At 61.4% G+C, this 14,823-nt stretch carries 15 protein-coding genes; 10 read left to right on the top strand and 5 right to left on the bottom strand.

The genetic code is table 11. The features are described 5' to 3' along the window. Positions 1 to 182: 182 nt before the first annotated feature. From nirK to OQE56_RS15420, 3 genes are read left to right on the top strand one after another with little or no spacing between them, the layout of a single operon-like run. Positions 183 to 1,709 carry a copper-containing nitrite reductase gene (gene nirK, locus OQE56_RS15430; RefSeq protein WP_267225524.1) on the top strand — a complete coding sequence of 509 codons (1,527 nt, stop codon included), beginning with the start codon at positions 183 to 185 and terminating at the stop codon, positions 1,707 to 1,709. Then, complete coding sequence (locus OQE56_RS15425; protein WP_267225523.1) at positions 1,709 to 2,482, top strand: formylglycine-generating enzyme family protein; 774 nt, start codon at positions 1,709 to 1,711, stop codon at positions 2,480 to 2,482. Before nirK ends, OQE56_RS15425 begins: the two co-directional genes overlap by 1 nt. Before the next feature lie 7 nt (positions 2,483 to 2,489). Next, positions 2,490 to 3,056 (top strand): SCO family protein, encoded by a 567-nt coding sequence (locus OQE56_RS15420; protein ID WP_267225522.1) that lies wholly within the window; start codon positions 2,490 to 2,492, stop codon positions 3,054 to 3,056. A 144-nt stretch (positions 3,057 to 3,200) separates the two neighbouring features. On the opposite strand, the gene OQE56_RS15415 is transcribed toward OQE56_RS15420, so the two are convergent. Next, positions 3,201 to 3,512, bottom strand: coding sequence for a DUF2249 domain-containing protein (locus OQE56_RS15415; protein WP_267225521.1), 312 nt, complete (start codon positions 3,510 to 3,512; stop codon positions 3,201 to 3,203). Between the two features lie 243 nt (positions 3,513 to 3,755). On the opposite strand from OQE56_RS15415, the gene OQE56_RS15410 reads away from it, so the two are divergent. Continuing rightward, entirely contained in the window at positions 3,756 to 4,184 is a 429-nt protein-coding gene (locus OQE56_RS15410; protein ID WP_267225520.1) for a DUF6326 family protein, read from the top strand. A gap of 41 nt (positions 4,185 to 4,225) precedes the next feature. Here the strand turns inward: OQE56_RS15410 and OQE56_RS15405 are convergent, their stop codons facing one another. Beyond that, complete coding sequence (locus tag OQE56_RS15405) at positions 4,226 to 4,609, bottom strand: hypothetical protein (protein WP_267225519.1); 384 nt, start codon at positions 4,607 to 4,609, stop codon at positions 4,226 to 4,228. A gap of 284 nt (positions 4,610 to 4,893) precedes the next feature. On the opposite strand from OQE56_RS15405, the gene OQE56_RS15400 reads away from it, so the two are divergent. Further along, the gene (locus OQE56_RS15400) at positions 4,894 to 6,654 is read left to right on the top strand and encodes an aspartyl protease family protein (RefSeq protein ID WP_267225518.1); all 1,761 of its coding nucleotides are present in this window, start codon (positions 4,894 to 4,896) and stop codon (positions 6,652 to 6,654) included. A gap of 254 nt (positions 6,655 to 6,908) precedes the next feature. Further along, the gene (locus OQE56_RS15395; RefSeq protein ID WP_267225517.1) at positions 6,909 to 7,991 is read left to right on the top strand and encodes a GGDEF domain-containing protein; all 1,083 of its coding nucleotides are present in this window, start codon (positions 6,909 to 6,911) and stop codon (positions 7,989 to 7,991) included. A gap of 93 nt (positions 7,992 to 8,084) precedes the next feature. On the opposite strand, the gene OQE56_RS15390 is transcribed toward OQE56_RS15395, so the two are convergent. Further along, a complete protein-coding gene (locus OQE56_RS15390; RefSeq protein ID WP_267225516.1) occupies positions 8,085 to 8,615 on the bottom strand; it encodes a dihydrofolate reductase family protein in 531 nt (176 codons plus the stop codon). A 433-nt stretch (positions 8,616 to 9,048) separates the two neighbouring features. Between OQE56_RS15390 and OQE56_RS15385 the strand changes: the two genes are divergently transcribed. After that, the gene (locus tag OQE56_RS15385; RefSeq protein WP_267225515.1) at positions 9,049 to 9,849 is read left to right on the top strand and encodes a carbonic anhydrase; all 801 of its coding nucleotides are present in this window, start codon (positions 9,049 to 9,051) and stop codon (positions 9,847 to 9,849) included. 66 nt (positions 9,850 to 9,915) lie between these two features. Here the strand turns inward: OQE56_RS15385 and OQE56_RS15380 are convergent, their stop codons facing one another. Continuing rightward, complete coding sequence (locus OQE56_RS15380) at positions 9,916 to 11,097, bottom strand: WD40/YVTN/BNR-like repeat-containing protein (RefSeq protein WP_267225514.1); 1,182 nt, start codon at positions 11,095 to 11,097, stop codon at positions 9,916 to 9,918. A gap of 385 nt (positions 11,098 to 11,482) precedes the next feature. On the opposite strand from OQE56_RS15380, the gene OQE56_RS15375 reads away from it, so the two are divergent. Then, positions 11,483 to 11,890: a VOC family protein gene (locus OQE56_RS15375; protein WP_267225513.1), complete on the top strand. Its 408-nt coding sequence runs from the start codon at positions 11,483 to 11,485 to the stop codon at positions 11,888 to 11,890. Positions 11,891 to 12,000: 110 nt separating this feature from the next. Continuing rightward, a complete protein-coding gene (locus tag OQE56_RS15370) occupies positions 12,001 to 13,275 on the top strand; it encodes a M24 family metallopeptidase (RefSeq protein WP_267225512.1) in 1,275 nt (424 codons plus the stop codon). On the opposite strand, the gene OQE56_RS15365 is transcribed toward OQE56_RS15370, so the two are convergent. Next, positions 13,238 to 13,942: a DUF1989 domain-containing protein gene (locus OQE56_RS15365; RefSeq protein ID WP_267225511.1), complete on the bottom strand. Its 705-nt coding sequence runs from the start codon at positions 13,940 to 13,942 to the stop codon at positions 13,238 to 13,240. The genes OQE56_RS15370 and OQE56_RS15365 overlap by 38 nt on opposite strands. 487 nt (positions 13,943 to 14,429) lie before the next feature. Between OQE56_RS15365 and OQE56_RS15360 the strand changes: the two genes are divergently transcribed. Then, complete coding sequence (locus tag OQE56_RS15360; RefSeq protein WP_323748590.1) at positions 14,430 to 14,804, top strand: antibiotic biosynthesis monooxygenase family protein; 375 nt, start codon at positions 14,430 to 14,432, stop codon at positions 14,802 to 14,804. The last annotated feature ends 19 nt before the right edge of the window (positions 14,805 to 14,823 follow it).

Here is a 14,823-nt window from a genome sequence, read left to right as displayed (position 1 = left end):
AAAACGGGGTAGAGCGAGATGGACCGGGCTTGATCCAGGGCCCGGCGACCCGCGTTGACGGGGCGCACACACCGCCGGGCGCAAGGTTCCCGAAATTTTTATTCACTGCGTTCCTGTGGCCGGAGTCGCTGGGCGGTGGGTATGCCGGGCTGCATGACGTGAATCCAAAGGGGAGCATCACGATGAAGCAGCAGTTGAAGACCATGCTGGTAGCCGGCTGCGTGCTGGCCTTGGCAGCTTGCTCCGGCAAGCCGGCGAGCGATACCGCCGGGAGTACCCCTGCTGCGGCACCGGGCGAACATGCCGCGTCGTCGGTACCCGGGGACTTCGGTCCGCCGCAGGGCGATCCCATCCATGCCGAACTGGGCGTGCCACCGAACGTGCCGCCGCCGATCCATCGCGATCATCCGGCCAAGGTGATCGTGGAGCTTGAAGTGATCGAGAAGGAGATGCCGATTTCAGAAGGCGTCACCTACACCTACTGGACGTTCGGCGGTACGGTGCCCGGCAGCTTCATCCGCGTGCGTCAGGGCGACACGGTGGAGTTCCATCTGAAGAACTCGCCGGACAGCAAGATGCCGCACAACATCGACCTGCACGGTGTCACCGGCCCGGGCGGCGGTGCAGCGTCGAGCTTTACTGCACCGGGCCATGAAAGCCAGTTCACCTTCAAGGCGCTCAACGCCGGCATCTTCGTCTACCACTGCGCGACGGCACCGGTGGGCATGCACATCGGCAATGGCATGTACGGCCTTATCCTGGTCGAGCCGCCGGAAGGCATGCCCAAGGTGGATCACGAGTACTACGTGATGCAGGGCGATTTCTACACCACCGGCAAATATCGGGAGAAGGGTCACCAGCCGTTCGACATGGACAAGGCCATCGACGAGCGCCCGACCTATGTGCTCTTCAACGGCCACGAAGGCGCGCTCACCGGCGACCATGCGTTGAACGCCAAGGTGGGCGAGACGGTACGCCTGTTCGTCGGCAATGGCGGTCCGAACCTGGTGTCGAGCTTTCACGTGATCGGTGAGATCTTCGACAAGGTTTACTACGAAGGCGGTAAGCACGCGCAGGAAAATGTGCAGACCACCTTGATTCCCGCCGGCGGCGCGATGATGGCCGAGTTCCACGTCGACGTGCCGGGCAGTTACGTGCTGGTCGACCACTCGATCCTGCGTGCCTTCAACAAGGGCGCGATGGGCATCCTCAAGGTGGAAGGGCCGGAGAACAAGGCGATCTATTCGGGCAAGGAAGTGGATTCGGTGTACCTGGGTGATCGCGCCGAACCGAACCTGCAGGCCGTGGCCGTCGCCGCCCAGGCCCACGCAAGCGGCACTCTCAGCAAAGACGAGCAGATCGCTGCGGGCAAGCAGTTGTTCACCGGCACTTGCTCGGTGTGTCATCAGGCCAACGGTGAAGGTCTGGAAGGCGTGTTCCCGCCGCTGGCCAAATCCGATTTCCTGGCCAAGTTGAGCAAGGACGATCTGATCGCCATTCCGCTGCAGGGCCACACCGGCAAGCTCACGGTCAACGGCAAGGACTACGACTCGGTGATGCCGCCGATGAGCCAGCTCACCGACGACGAGGTGGCCAACATCCTGACCTTCGTGCTCAACAGCTGGAGCAACCCGGGCGGGCAGATCACCAAGGAAGAGGTGGCCAAGGTACGCGCCAACCCTGCGCCGGCTCCGGCGGCAGGCCATTGATGGGTTCGATCGGTATGCGTTGGGTGTGGCTGATCATCGGCATAGGTGCGACGACGGCGTCGTTGGCGGCGGAGTATGTACCGTTGCCCGGCGGCAGCTTCGCCAGTGTGCTTGCTGCCGACAACAAGAGTGCGCCTGCGCAGATCAAGCCGTTCCACTTGCGTACCGAGCCGGTGACGAATGCCGAGTTCCTGGCGTTCGTCACCGCCCATCCCCAATGGGCGCGCGATCGCGTGGCCACGGTCTTCGCCGACAAGCAGTACCTCTCGCAATGGGCCAGCGCCGACGCGCTCGGCCCTGATGCGCTGCCGCGCCAGCCGGTGATCCGGGTGAGCTGGTTCGCCGCACAGGCGTTCTGCGAAAGCGAACAGGCACGTCTGCCCACGTGGTACGAGTGGGAATACGCTGCGGCCGCCGACACCCATCGCGCCGACGCCCGCAGCGATCCCGCGTGGCGCAACCGCGTGCTGGACTGGTACGGCCGCCCGTCGGGCACCGCGTTGCCCCTGGTGGGCGGCGAAGCGGACGTGCACGGCGTGCGCGACCTTAATGGCCTGGTATGGGAATGGGTGGACGACTTCAACGCCTTGCTGGTGAGTGGCGATGGTCGTGAGCAGGATGGCGCCGACAAGGTGCGTTTCTGCGGCGCGGGTGCCGCCAACATGCAGCAGAAGGAAAACTACGCCACGCTCATGCGCGTGGCCATGCTCTCGGCACTCAAGGCGTCCGACACCACCAACAACATGGGCTTCCGTTGCGCCCGGCCCGAGTGAGGAACCCATGAAGCGTCTGCTGATGTTGTGGTTGTGCCTGCTGGCCGCCGGTCCGTTGCTTGCGGCGACGCCGTTGCCCGGCGACTCGATCTACCAGCTCGGCGCGAAGCTTACCGATCAGGATGGACACAGCTGGCCGCTTTCCGCGCGCCGGGGCCGCGTACAACTGGTAACGATGTTCTATACGTCCTGCACGATGGTCTGCCCGATGACGGTGGACACCATGAAGGCGACCCGCAAAGCAGTGGAAGAACCGGCGCGCGATAAGCTGGATCTTCTTGCCGTGAGCTTCGACCCGGCACGCGACAACGTGGCGGCCCTCCACCAGTACGCGCAGAAGCGCCAGCTCGATGCGCCCCACTGGACGCTGGCACGCGCTGAGCCTCAGGACGTGCGCGCACTTTCGGCACTGCTCGGCCTGCAGTACCGACAATTGCCTGACGGCGATTTCAATCACTCCAGCGAATTGATCCTGCTCGATCCCGACGGGCGCATCATCGCGCGCACCACCATCATCGGACGACTCGACCCGGCCTTCGTGGACGCCGTGCGCAAGGCGCTCGCGTCGGGTTGATGCGCTTCTGGTGCGCATCCTTCGGCGGGAAATCCATCCCATCGAGCGGTGCAGGAAGACTGCGCATTCGAATTGGCCACTTTCCTGCACCGCGCAGGGCACCCGCCGAAAACCAGGTTCAGCGGACCCCTGATCGTCATCGTGTTAACCACAACTCCCGCAACAGCCACCCTCCGCATGCTTGTTCCGACTCGTGGCCGACTCGTCGGTAACGCTGATGTCGATCACGGTGAGCTCAGGATGGGTCTGTCGATAGGTAAACGTCAGCTTGTCGCCAAAACGGTCACGCAGTTGGGCAATGAGCGGCAGCGGGTTATGGTCGTTGAAGAAGCGCATGGTTTCGCCTGGCTGCAAGGCGTCAAGGGCGCCAAAAATGGCTGCGTGACGAAAGCGGCGGGCTACACCTCGGGCATCAAAGGCATGAATGCTGGTATCGAGGGGAGTATCTGTGGGCATGGAAGTACGGTGAGGCCTGTTGACTACGGGAGTTTCAACGTACGCTACCGGCTCGCTCGATGTCGCTGACTTAGGTCAGCACAATCACCCGGCGGGCTGCCGGGATCGTGCAGATTGAAGCGAAATAAGGGATCAACGCGCTTCTTCTGTTCGATGGCTATGGCTCGGTCCACCTGAGATCACTCTGACCCCTTTTTCGGAGAGCTGAACTGGGGGCGCAGCATGGGCAAGCATGGAGAGCACATGAACACCAAGAAGATGGCGCCACCGCTGGAAGATCCGAAAGTCCACGTCAAGCTGAAGCTTGCCGCGCTGTGGACGAGTCTGATGTTCTGCTACATCTATGGTGACTACTTCGGCCTGTATAAGCCGGGGACGTTGCAAAGCATCTTGCAAGGACAGATGGGCCCGTTAGGCCCCGTGACCGAGGGCGTGTTGTTGGGAACTGCGGCGCTGCTGGCAGTTCCGGGCCTCATGATCTTTCTGTCGTTGGTGCTGAAGCCTGTACTGAATCGTCTTGTGAATATGGTGCTCGGCGCGTTCTATGCGGCCATCATGTTGGTTTCCATGCCGGGCGCCTGGATGTTCTACATCTTCCTCGGCGTCATCGAGATCGCGCTCTCGCTGCTTATCGTCTGGTATGCGTGGCGGTGGCCCAGGCAAGCCAGTTGATGGCGTGGCCTCGCGCGTTCGCTGGCGACCCCTGGCCGACATCAGCGGTTGGCGTCTCTGAGGGCAACTTCAGTGCGCGCAAGCGTGCGCACCGCCTGGGCGGCCGTGTGGAGCATGGCGGTAGCGAGGTGTGGCGCGTTCTTCTGAGTCAGGTTGTAACTCACGGCCAGTCCCGCCAGTTCGGCGAGGGTTTCCAGGTCGGCGACGCTCTCCCGTACCGCGGTGAGCAGTTCAGGCGAAAACCGATGACCGGCGTTGGCGATGACGTTCCGCACGAGCGCCGCGCCTTCGGTAGCGGCTTTCCCCATGGTGACCGCCTGCACCCGTGGTAAGGCGCCATCACTGACTGCTTCTCTCGCCAGCTCCCAATACGCCTTGGCCGTACTGAGAGCGCTCGCGATTGCGCTATCCAAATCTGTCTGCATAGGTCCGGCCCCTTTGGGTAGACCTTACTTTCGGGCGCGTCTCCCCGGCCCCCACTTTGTTGGGGGGATGGGCCGGCCCTTAACCACTGCGCTCATTGGAAGAGGCCCCGAGGGCCTGCTTGATGCGCCGCCAGTGCAAAGGCGAGGTGCTATCGGTTGCCGGGGCGTGGGTGTTGCCAGAAGATTCACCAGGTCCGCAGATCTGTTAGGGAACTATGATCCTTGCGCCACTCATTGCTAAACGACTATCTCGCGGCCATGGAAAGCAGGGATTGATGATGCGCATGTCGCGGCTTGTCTCTATCGGTATGGGTCTCTTGATCGCAGGTCAGGCCATGGCTGACGGCTGCCATCTGCAGAGCTACGGCACCCTGCCCGTGGAAATGGCCGGCAGTCGAGCGACGACCATGGTCAAAGTGAATGGGAACAACGCGCGCTTCATCATCGATACCGGGGCGTTCTTCAACATCATGTCGAGCGCCAACGCGGCCTCGCTAGGGCTCAAGCTGGAACCTGCGCCGTTTGGCTTTCGCGTTCACGGTATTGGTGGCTTTGCCGACGTCCAGCAGGCACATGTCAAGCAATTCGGCATACTCGATACGACGCTGAAAAACGTTGATTTCATCGTTGGCGGTACCGATGCCGGCGATGGATTTCTCGGCGCCAACTTGCTCGATATCGCCGATCTGGAAATCGATCTCGCGCATGGCAAGCTGACCTTGTTCAAGGTGGAACACTGCGAAAACACGTCGCTGGCGTACTGGGTACAAGACGACAAGTACAACCTTGCCGAGATCGAGCCGTCACACAATGCGTTCGACCGGCGCACGTTTATCAGCGTGATGGTGAACGGCAAGAAGGTGCATGCGCTGCTCGATTCGGGGGCGTCGGCCACGGTGCTGAGCCGCAACGCCGCGGAGCGAGCCGGCATCGACCTGCATGGGCCAGATGCCATCCCCGGCAGCATCAGCATTGGCGTTGGCGCCAAGCCGGTCAAAACATGGACGGTGAAAGTAGATTCGTTTTCGGTCGGTACGGAAACGATTGAGCACAGTCAGATGCAGGTGCTCGATGGAATGATTGGCGACAACACTGACATGTTGCTGGGCATCGATTTTCTCCTCGCCCATCGCATGTTCATCGCCAACAGCAAGAAGAAAGTCTATTTCACTTATAACGGCGGACGCGTTTTTACCTTTGCCAACGCACCGGAAGACGGCGGCAAACGAAATGACGCCGATGTCTCAAACGACAACCGTGCCGCACACAAAACAGCGGGCGATTACGCTCTGTCGGGCCAGGCACACTTGTCGCGCGGTGAACCGGTCGCTGCGATAGCCGATCTGGATGAGGCCATCCACATGGCACCCGATCAGGCGGCTTACTATGTCGCCCGCGCGGGAGCCCATGAGGCAAACAAACAGGCCGATGCCGCGCTTGCTGATCTGGACAAGTCGCTGAGCCTGGATCCGAACAACGCCGATGCGCTGCTGATGCGCGCCGGGCTTCGCATCAGGGCGAAGGACCATGCCGGCGCCGTTTCCGATGTGGCAGCGGCAAGCGTTTTGGTCCCTGCGGGATCCACGCGAGCACGGTCGGTGGCCATTCTTTATATCGAACTCGATCAGCCGGCTGCGGCATTGCCCTTGCTCGACGAGTGGATTCGCTTGCATGGTGACGACGCCATGCTTGGCTCCGTACTCAACGAGCGCTGTTGGGCGCGTGGATTGAGCAATCAGTTGCTTGATGATGCTTTGAAGGATTGTCGCAAGGCGATACGGCGCGACGGCGCCAACCCGGCGTACCTCGACAGTCTGGGTCTGGTCGAACTGCGGCTGGGTCACTATCCCGAGTCGATCAAGGCCTATGAGCAAGCCGTGGCGCAACGGCCGCATTCCGCATGGTCGCGCTATGGACTTGGGCTGGCGAAAATTCGGGGTGGGCAGCCGGATGCCGGCCATGCCGATCTGGCGGCCGCGCGCGCCCTTGATCCGCAAATCGAAGCCCGCGCTGCCAGGTACGGGCTGACGGCGGCGGAGCCCTAGGGCGAGCCCCATGAAGGACGATCCCCCTCGCCCATGCTTTCGACAGAAAGGCTGCGAGTGGGCGAGTGGGTCCACGTTCGACCCCGGAATGACGGTGCCCCAAGGCGTCGATGCTTGCCCTTCTGGGTAAGGTGGTAGCCCCGTCTCAACCGCATGGCTACCCCATGAAGCGGCAACAGTCCTTAGTTTGAGGCGCGTGGCATCCATCTTGCTGCATAGCAGTAGCCGTTCGAATTCCGCGCCCCGGGGCCAGCATGGATAACTGGTTAGCCAAGCAGCAGCGAACTGACGATCTGAGCCATCGACGTGAGTACACGCAGTACCTGGCGCACCGCATGGCGCCGGCCATTCATGCGCTGACGTTGTTGGCCGTACTTGCCTATTTGTTGGCGGCCGGAGGGCGTGCGCTTGTCACCGCTTCGCCGGTGCCTCTGCTGGTGCGCTTTGCTCCCTCGGTGCCGCTGGCCCTGTTGGCCCTGGTCGCTCGCCGCGAGAAGCGGCCAGTGCAGCTCAGCCTGCTGGCGCTGTCGTGCGTGCTGTTACTGGAAGTGGGCGTCAATCTGAATGGCATCGGGCAGGCGCCCGGTCAGCGGCTGGTGTTGCCAGGGCTGCTGCTGCCAGTGGCTTCATCGGTTATCTGGATTGGGCGTTGGGATTTCATCGTTGCGATGATCTTGTGCGCGCTCGGTCCGCTGCCATTGCTGTTGGTCGACGCCACCGATGGCGTGCCGATTTTCCAGTACGCGGTCTACATGATCATCGCCATCTCGGTAGCAACGGTGTTGCGCGCGTTCATGACGCGCACACTGTTTGAACAGTTCAGGCTGGAAAAGAAACTGCGAGAGCAGGCCCATACCGACGGCCTCACCGGGCTGCTGCAGCGCAACCGTTTTCTTGAGCTGGCGCGCTACGCGTTGAACGACATCTATCTGCAGCAGCTTCCCGCAGCGGTGCTCTATCTGGATGCCGACCACTTCAAGCAGCTCAACGATGCGTTCGGTCACGCCGCCGGCGATGAGGTACTCATCAAGCTGGCGCAGGGTCTGCGCGCGCAGATGCGCGATTCGGATCTGATAGGAAGGATTGGTGGCGAAGAATTTGTCGTACTGCTGCCTGGTCTCAGTCTCCAGCACGCGCACTGGCGGGCGGAGCAGCTACGCGAGGCGATGCGTGTCGTACACCGTCCGGATCGGCTTTTGACCGTTAGCATCGGCATCGCGCAATGTGATCGTCCGGGCGAAAGTATTGAAAGCCTGATGTCGCGCGCCGATCAGGCCATGCGTCAGGCCAAGAGCAACGGCCGCAACCAGGTGGCTATCGACTATTCCCCTGCGTAGCCGCTTGCATGTTTCATCTTGCAGGGCCAGCGTCGCCTTCCGATCCAGTCGTGTACTGATGTTTCAGCGTCGTTCGTAGGACACACCGCGCCTTTAAGCGGGAACGTACGTCAATCGGATCACGTCATCGCCCATCAATTCGCTGGCCACGAGGTGGAGCGGCGGCGGAGGACCTGCAAAGAAGGGTTTGCCGTGACCAAGCACTACGGGGTGGAGGTAGAGCCGATACTCATCGATGAGACCAAGGTCGGTCAGGCTTTGCGCCAGCGCCGGTCCAGCGACTTCAATCTCGCCTGCAAGCTCGGCCTTCAACCGCCGTATCACCGCTTCAATGTCATCGGCGACGAGGGTGGCGTTCGGGCCGACTGACTTCAGTGTGCGCGACACGACCCATTTCGGCTGGTCCCGCCACACCGCGGCGAAGTCGTGTTCCTCGGTACCCCATTCCGGAGAGTCTTCGTCCCAATAACGCATGACCTCGTACATGCGGCGACCGTACACACTGCCAGTCAGGTCTCGCGCGTGTTCTATGAAGTGACGAAAGAGCGACACGCTGGGCGAAAATTTCTGGTGGTCGATGTAGCCATCCAGAGACACGTTCAATCCGAAGACAAGCTTAGCCATGGAACATCCCCACGCCAGAGTCTTGCGGATAGCGTGAGCTGCCAGTGTGAAGATGTAAAGTTGGATCGGGTCTGCGCAACGATTTGTCGGTGTGATCGATGAGGCGTGATCTGCTTTTGATCTGCCGCTTCAGCCAGTCGACGCAACACGCTTCAGACGCGCAAATGGAAGAGGTGTTGCGTTAACCGGCTGAGCCGAAGTTATCGGCCCCTGACGGACGTCAAACCGTCCTTCACAAAAGCGCGAGGGTCAGCGCGCGAAGATCCCCACACTAAGCCGGTTTTCAACGGACCGCGGGTATGCGGCGCAGGGCACTCGCGGCTCAATGTTGAAGCGGATATCGGGGAGCTGGCGACATCAAGCGCAGCACCGATGCCCGGGTAGTCATGGGCGCAAGGCCATGGTGGCGTTCCATAATCATTGGGGAATGATCATGCATAGCTTCAAGCGGCACCTCACCGGTTTGACCGGGTTGTCGGTCATGGTGGCCTCCGTTGGCGTTCTGGCCTTGCCGCTGTCATCGGACAACTGGGCGTCGCCGCCACACTGGTCGTACGCGGGAGAAAGCGGTCCATCGCATTGGTCAGCCATGGACCCGCGGTTCGTGGCGTGTGGCCAGGGCAAGGCTCAGTCACCCATCGACCTCGAGTCGCGCGATGCAAAAAGCGGAAAGGCCGGCGAGTTTCATATCGACTATGAGAAGGGCGCGGTTGCCCTGGTAAACAATGGCCATACCGTCCAGGCCAATGTCAGCGATGCCAAGGACACCGTGGTTTTCGATGGCGACACGTATCGCCTCTCCCAGTTCCATTTTCATGCGCCCAGTGAGCACGTCACGGACGGAACGCGCTTCCCCCTGGAAATCCATTTCGTCAATGAAGATGGAAAAAAGCGCGTCGCTGTCGTTGGCGTCATGGTGAAGTTGGGCAAGCCGAACGAGAGCCTCGCACCGGTGCTCAAGAGCCTTCCGGCCACGGAGACAGAGAAATCGACCAACGCCAGCCCACCGGTCACGGTGGACCTCGCCTCCGTGCTTCCCCACAATCACAAGGCTTACGTCTATACCGGGTCGCTGACCACGCCTCCTTGCACGGAGGGCGTGCATTGGATTGTGCTGACGGAGCCGATTCAAATGTCCAGCGATCAGATCGCGACTTTCACCCGGCTTTTCCCCGACAACCATCGGCCTCTGCAGAAGGCCAATGGACGGGAGATCGACAACGAGTCCGATTGAGCGGCGTGGAACATCGCCGTCGCTGAATCAGGAGCCCGATCAGGTGCGGCGTTATCGCCCTGCACGCTACGGCTTGTCGACCTTGACCGGTACCGGTGCCGCTGGCACAGCGGGCAGCGCCTCACTGGTGTACTCGTAGACATCCGAGCCGATGGCATAGGCGGTGAAGTGCTGGTCATCGGGCAGAACGCGGATCTTGTTGACGACGCGCCCCATCTCCACGGGTTCCCAGTGTTTGCCACCATCTTTGGTTTCGAAGCCGCCCTTGGTGGTGCCGACCCAGCCAAGATCGGCATTGGCAAAGCCAACGCCGAACTCAGTGACTTCTTTGTCGTCCACCAACGGCAGCTCTTTCCATGTCGCACCGCCATCGGTGGTTTTCGCCACATAGCGTTGGGTCGACTTTACGTCCGTGTCGTAGCTCTGGATGGTGGCGTAGCCCACGCGCCGCGTTGCAAAGGCACCCTTCCAGATCAGTTCCGATGGCCGCTTCGATTCGTACACCCGGGTCCAATGCGCGCCGCCATCGTGGGTGGCGATGATGACGGCATGCGACTTCGACAGGTCTGCGTCCGAACCGCCGTAGATCACGCCGTTCTTGGCATCAAAGAATTTGACATCCACGATCATGGCGATCCATGGCGTCATGTCGGTATTGGTCCAGGTCTTTCCGCCGTCCAGCGAGCCGAGCAGACGGGCGGGACCGTTCACGCGTCCGGCCGCGTGAATCACTGCAGCTGAGTTGCCGTGCGCGCCACCAGCGGGATGAAGAATGTCGATGCCGCAGACGCCCTTCATGGCCGGGCCGGGAATGTTCGTTACGGCATGCCAGTGGTCGCCGCCATCGGTCGTTTCGTAGAGCGGCGTGCTATCCGTGACGTTGGGGTAATAGCCCGTGCCGATGTTTCCTGCGTAACCGTGCTGCGCATCGACCATGCCGATGGAGCGGAAGTATGTGCCAGGCTGCTTGAGGACATTGTCCCAGCGTTGACCGCCATCGGTGCTTCGCCAGATGTTGCCTTTGCCGTTGACGTAGAAGGCCACGTCCCGGTTCACGATATAGATATCGTCCTGCTTTCCTTTGTACGGCTCCGTCGGCAGCTTCTGCCAATGACTACCCGCCTGTGGCGTCAGTGCCGCGTCGTTGGCGAAAGCGATGCCATGCAATGACGCAAGAACCATTGCCGTGAATGGCAAGGTCTTGCGGACGAAACGAGCCATTCCGGAAATACGTGTGTCGTTGGGCATATCCGTTCGCCTGGCAAGAAGTTCAACGCATAAAGTGGACAAGCATTCCGCTGCCGATGACAGCCATTCCTTGCGCGCACCTTGCGACGTGGCGCGGCACGGCGGCATGTCTCATGCAAATCGAGCGGCAGCTTATAGAACGCGCGATCCACGAGCTCGTGTCGATTGGCACATGACCGATGGCATAGTGCGGGCGACGAAATGCAGAAGAACGGCGCCGCTTGCAGCGCGCGAAGCCTGGCGAGCACCGAAGCTGCGTTCGGTATGTACGCTTCCGGCCCAAAGCGCACATACCTAAGGTCAACATGGGCGAAACGCCACACGAACCGGGAGCACATAGATGGAGCGGCGATCGATTCTCTCGCTATGTTTGATCTTGCTTTTAATGGCTGGCGCTGCGACGGCTGCGTCCGCACCTCCCGCCGGACACATCACGGGTGTCGGCGGTGTCTTCTTCAAGGCGAAAGATCCCAAGGCACTCGCAGCGTGGTATCGCGATGTCCTTGGCATGCCGGTCGAAGCCTGGGGTGGCGCGGCTCTCCGCTATGACGCACCAAAGCACCCTCCCGCGCTGGCATGGAATGCGTTCCCCGCATCGACGAAGTACTTCGCGCCATCGGAAAGCGGATGGATGATCAACTACACGGTGGACGATATGGATGCCCTGCTCGCGCGGTTGCGATCCAAGGGCGTTACGGTTCTGAAGCGCGACGACAGCGATCCGAACGGCCGCTTTGCGTGGATCGTGGATCCCGAAGGCAACAAGGTCGAGCTCTGGGAGCCCAAGCACTAGTGGGCGGATGCGATGTGGGCCGGGTGATGCGACACCCGGCCAGGTAGTAGTCGCGTCGCCAACTCTGGCCTCATACTGCGATGCATCCTTGGTACCGGCCCGGAGTTTTCATGCGTCGTCGCGACTTTCTCACTGGCGCTGTAGCTGCCACCGCCGCAGCGTCCACCGCCCTTATGCTGGCCGGCCGGTCGGCGCAGGCCGCACCTGCTGCACCTGCCGGGCTGGCCGGATTGACCTCCATGACCGCCGGTGCCAAGCCGATTTCTGCGGAAGAGCGCCTTGCGCGAATCGCCAGGCTGCAAAAGCTGATGGTCGATCAGAAGATCGGCGCCCTGATCCTGGAGTCGGGATCGAGTCTGGACTACTTCACAGGTGTCCAGTGGCACCGCTCGGAGCGCACGACGGCGGCTGTGATTCCGGCCCGGGGTGACATTGTCATTGTCACTCCAGCCTTCGAAGAACCCTCGATTCGCGAAATGCTGGCGGTGGGCGGCGATGTGCAGCCGTGGAACGAGCATGAGAGCCCGTTTGCCCGCCTTGTTGGCGCGCTGCGCGACCGCGGCGTTACCTCCGGCGCGATCGCCTTTGAATCCACCACGCGCCTGTTCATCGTCGACGGGGTGCGCGAGGCAAGCGCCGGGGCGTACCGCGTGGTTTCCGGCGATGCCCTGGTAAAAGCCGTTCGGCTGATCAAGTCCCCGGCCGAACTCGCGCTGATGCAAACCGCCAATAACGTCACCCTGGCGGCGCTGCGCTATGTCCATGGCAACGTCCGCGCCGGTATGCGCCCCGACGAGATCGCCACCATGATGAACGCCGCCACCGAGGCCCTGGGCGGTGCGCCGGAGTTCGCCCTCGTGTTGATCAACGAGGCCAGCGCCTATCCGCACGGTTCGCGCCAGCCGCAGACGCTGCACGAAGGCTCGGTCATCCTGATGGACGTGGGCTGCACCGTGCACGGCTATCAATCGGACATCTCGCGCACCTGGGTGATGGGCCAGCCGACCGCGAAACAGCGAAAGGTCTGGGACACCGTCAAGCGCGGCCAGGAGCTCGCGTTGGCCACCGCCAAGCTGGGCACCCCGGTGGGCGCCATCGACGACGCCGTGCGTGCTTACTACGAAAAGGAAGGCTGGGGCCCCGGCTACCACCTGCCCGGTCTTCCCCACCGCACCGGTCACGGCATCGGTCTGGACGGCCACGAGCCGCCCTATCTCGTTCATGGCGACGCCACGCCGCTGGCAGCCGGCATGTGTTTTTCCGACGAGCCGGGCATCTACATCCCCGGTGAATTCGGCATCCGTCTGGAAGACTGCTGGCACATGACCGAGGCTGGTCCGAAGCTCTTCACCGAGCTCGCCAGGTCGATCGAAGACCCCATTTGACCGGTGCCGGCAAGGGCATCAGATAGGAACGTTTATCTGACCGGCTGAGCCGGTCATCGCTGTGCGCGAGCGACTGAATCGGTACTGCAGGTGTGTGGCGTGAAGGAAGTCCCTTGCCTATCGACAGCGCGTTGCGAGGGTAGGCGGATACCAGAACGATCAGGTCGATTTCTGCGCGAAGCTGGATGGTGGTATCCGCCGGCTTTGCGGGAAGCCTGTCCATCGTGTCTTGGTCATCGCCATCATCACGTGCAAAGAGATTCAGCGGGCAAGGTGCTTTTGCCGGGCCGAAGATGCCGTATCCGACCGCGTCACGAAATCGATCTTCACAACGGCCCGGCTGGTAGTGTCCGTGTCGGCTCCAGCGGTCGTCGTCACAAGCGGCACCCAGCGCCGTCTGAGTGTCTAGTGCCGGGCCATCGATCCAGGTGAGTACGGCGCGGCCACGGTTTGACACCATCGTGTCGCCGTTGCGTAACAGGGTGCTACCGATATGCATGCGACTGTGCTGCACGGACAAGTATTCGCTGAAGTCACGTTCGCATATCGCCCACAGCCCTGCCATCAGGCCGGCTAAGAGAAGCTGGATGTGAAACTGTTCGCCAGCGGCGACGTGCATGGTCGTTGCGCTGTGGGCGTGCAGCGTTGTCAGCCCGGACTCATGCATGGAAAAACCTGCGGTGATTGCAGCGCTATGTGGCTATGGGTTGTGATGTCGCCAGTCGCGTGCGGATGGCACGGACGACAACACCCTCCGCGATCAGCCATCAGGGCTTTCGCGAAGCTGAGCTGCGGTACTTCTCGTCGGTGGTGCGGGGAAGATCACGCTGGCGACACGCCTGGGGAAGCGTGAAAAGTCGCAGCGTTTAAACGGGTTGCCACAAAACGGCCAAAACGATTTTCTATGTATCCATGCGTTTGGCCGACAGGGTGTATTTGGCACTTACGTCCGCCGGTTTACATGTGACATTGGTAAGGGCGTGACCTGCATAAGGCCTTGCTTGCTTTGCTGAATGCGTCATCTGTGACGCATAGTGCATAAAGCCAGGATCAGAACACGCTGGGTCGTGCGCACGATGAGCCGTGTAATCTGATGTCTGTTTCGCAGAGCGAACGGCATCGTCTGATGACATGCGTTGCCTTCGGACGCGCACATGAACGCGCGAAGACAGAACGACCACTTTCGGAATTTGACTATGGATAACGCTAGTCCTGCCTTCTGTGCCATCTATCGTTGGCGCCTTCATCCCGGGTCCGAAGCATCTTTCGTCGAGGCCTGGTCACGCGTGACGCAATTGCTGCGGTCCGAACGGGGATCGTTGGGCTCACGTTTGCACCGCGGACCCGACGACATTTGGTACAGCTATACGCAGTGGCCATCGGCGGCGGCGAAAGCTGAAGGTCTGGCGCGTCCGTCGGTTGACCCGGAGGCATGGCAACAACTACGAGCGGCCATCGCCGAGAGCTTGCCGGAGTTGATCCTTGAGCCCGTGTCCGACTTCCTGGCCCCTCTTCCACCACTTGCCTGATGAGCAACATGCTTTTTGC

This window comes from Dyella silvae (assembly GCF_026421305.1).
GTDB lineage: Bacteria > Pseudomonadota > Gammaproteobacteria > Xanthomonadales > Rhodanobacteraceae > Dyella > Dyella silvae.
The sequence above is the reverse complement of the archived record's forward strand: the minus strand, read 5'-3'. Positions and strand labels throughout refer to the sequence as shown.

Excerpts from the sequence above, each read along its gene's own strand:
- nirK (WP_267225524.1), top strand. The coding sequence starts at position 183 with ATGAAGCAGCAGTTGAAGACCATGCTGGTAGCCGGCTGCGTGCTGGCC.
- OQE56_RS15425 (WP_267225523.1), top strand. The coding sequence starts at position 1,709 with ATGGGTTCGATCGGTATGCGTTGGGTGTGGCTGATCATCGGCATAGGT.
- OQE56_RS15420 (WP_267225522.1), top strand. The coding sequence starts at position 2,490 with ATGAAGCGTCTGCTGATGTTGTGGTTGTGCCTGCTGGCCGCCGGTCCG.
- OQE56_RS15415 (WP_267225521.1), bottom strand. The coding sequence starts at position 3,512 with ATGCCCACAGATACTCCCCTCGATACCAGCATTCATGCCTTTGATGCC.
- OQE56_RS15410 (WP_267225520.1), top strand. The coding sequence starts at position 3,756 with ATGAACACCAAGAAGATGGCGCCACCGCTGGAAGATCCGAAAGTCCAC.
- OQE56_RS15405 (WP_267225519.1), bottom strand. The coding sequence starts at position 4,609 with ATGCAGACAGATTTGGATAGCGCAATCGCGAGCGCTCTCAGTACGGCC.
- OQE56_RS15400 (WP_267225518.1), top strand. The coding sequence starts at position 4,894 with ATGTCGCGGCTTGTCTCTATCGGTATGGGTCTCTTGATCGCAGGTCAG.
- OQE56_RS15395 (WP_267225517.1), top strand. The coding sequence starts at position 6,909 with ATGGATAACTGGTTAGCCAAGCAGCAGCGAACTGACGATCTGAGCCAT.
- OQE56_RS15390 (WP_267225516.1), bottom strand. The coding sequence starts at position 8,615 with ATGGCTAAGCTTGTCTTCGGATTGAACGTGTCTCTGGATGGCTACATC.
- OQE56_RS15385 (WP_267225515.1), top strand. The coding sequence starts at position 9,049 with ATGCATAGCTTCAAGCGGCACCTCACCGGTTTGACCGGGTTGTCGGTC.
- OQE56_RS15380 (WP_267225514.1), bottom strand. The coding sequence starts at position 11,097 with ATGCCCAACGACACACGTATTTCCGGAATGGCTCGTTTCGTCCGCAAG.
- OQE56_RS15375 (WP_267225513.1), top strand. The coding sequence starts at position 11,483 with ATGGCTGGCGCTGCGACGGCTGCGTCCGCACCTCCCGCCGGACACATC.
- OQE56_RS15370 (WP_267225512.1), top strand. The coding sequence starts at position 12,001 with ATGCGTCGTCGCGACTTTCTCACTGGCGCTGTAGCTGCCACCGCCGCA.
- OQE56_RS15365 (WP_267225511.1), bottom strand. The coding sequence starts at position 13,942 with ATGCATGAGTCCGGGCTGACAACGCTGCACGCCCACAGCGCAACGACC.
- OQE56_RS15360 (WP_323748590.1), top strand. The coding sequence starts at position 14,430 with ATGAACGCGCGAAGACAGAACGACCACTTTCGGAATTTGACTATGGAT.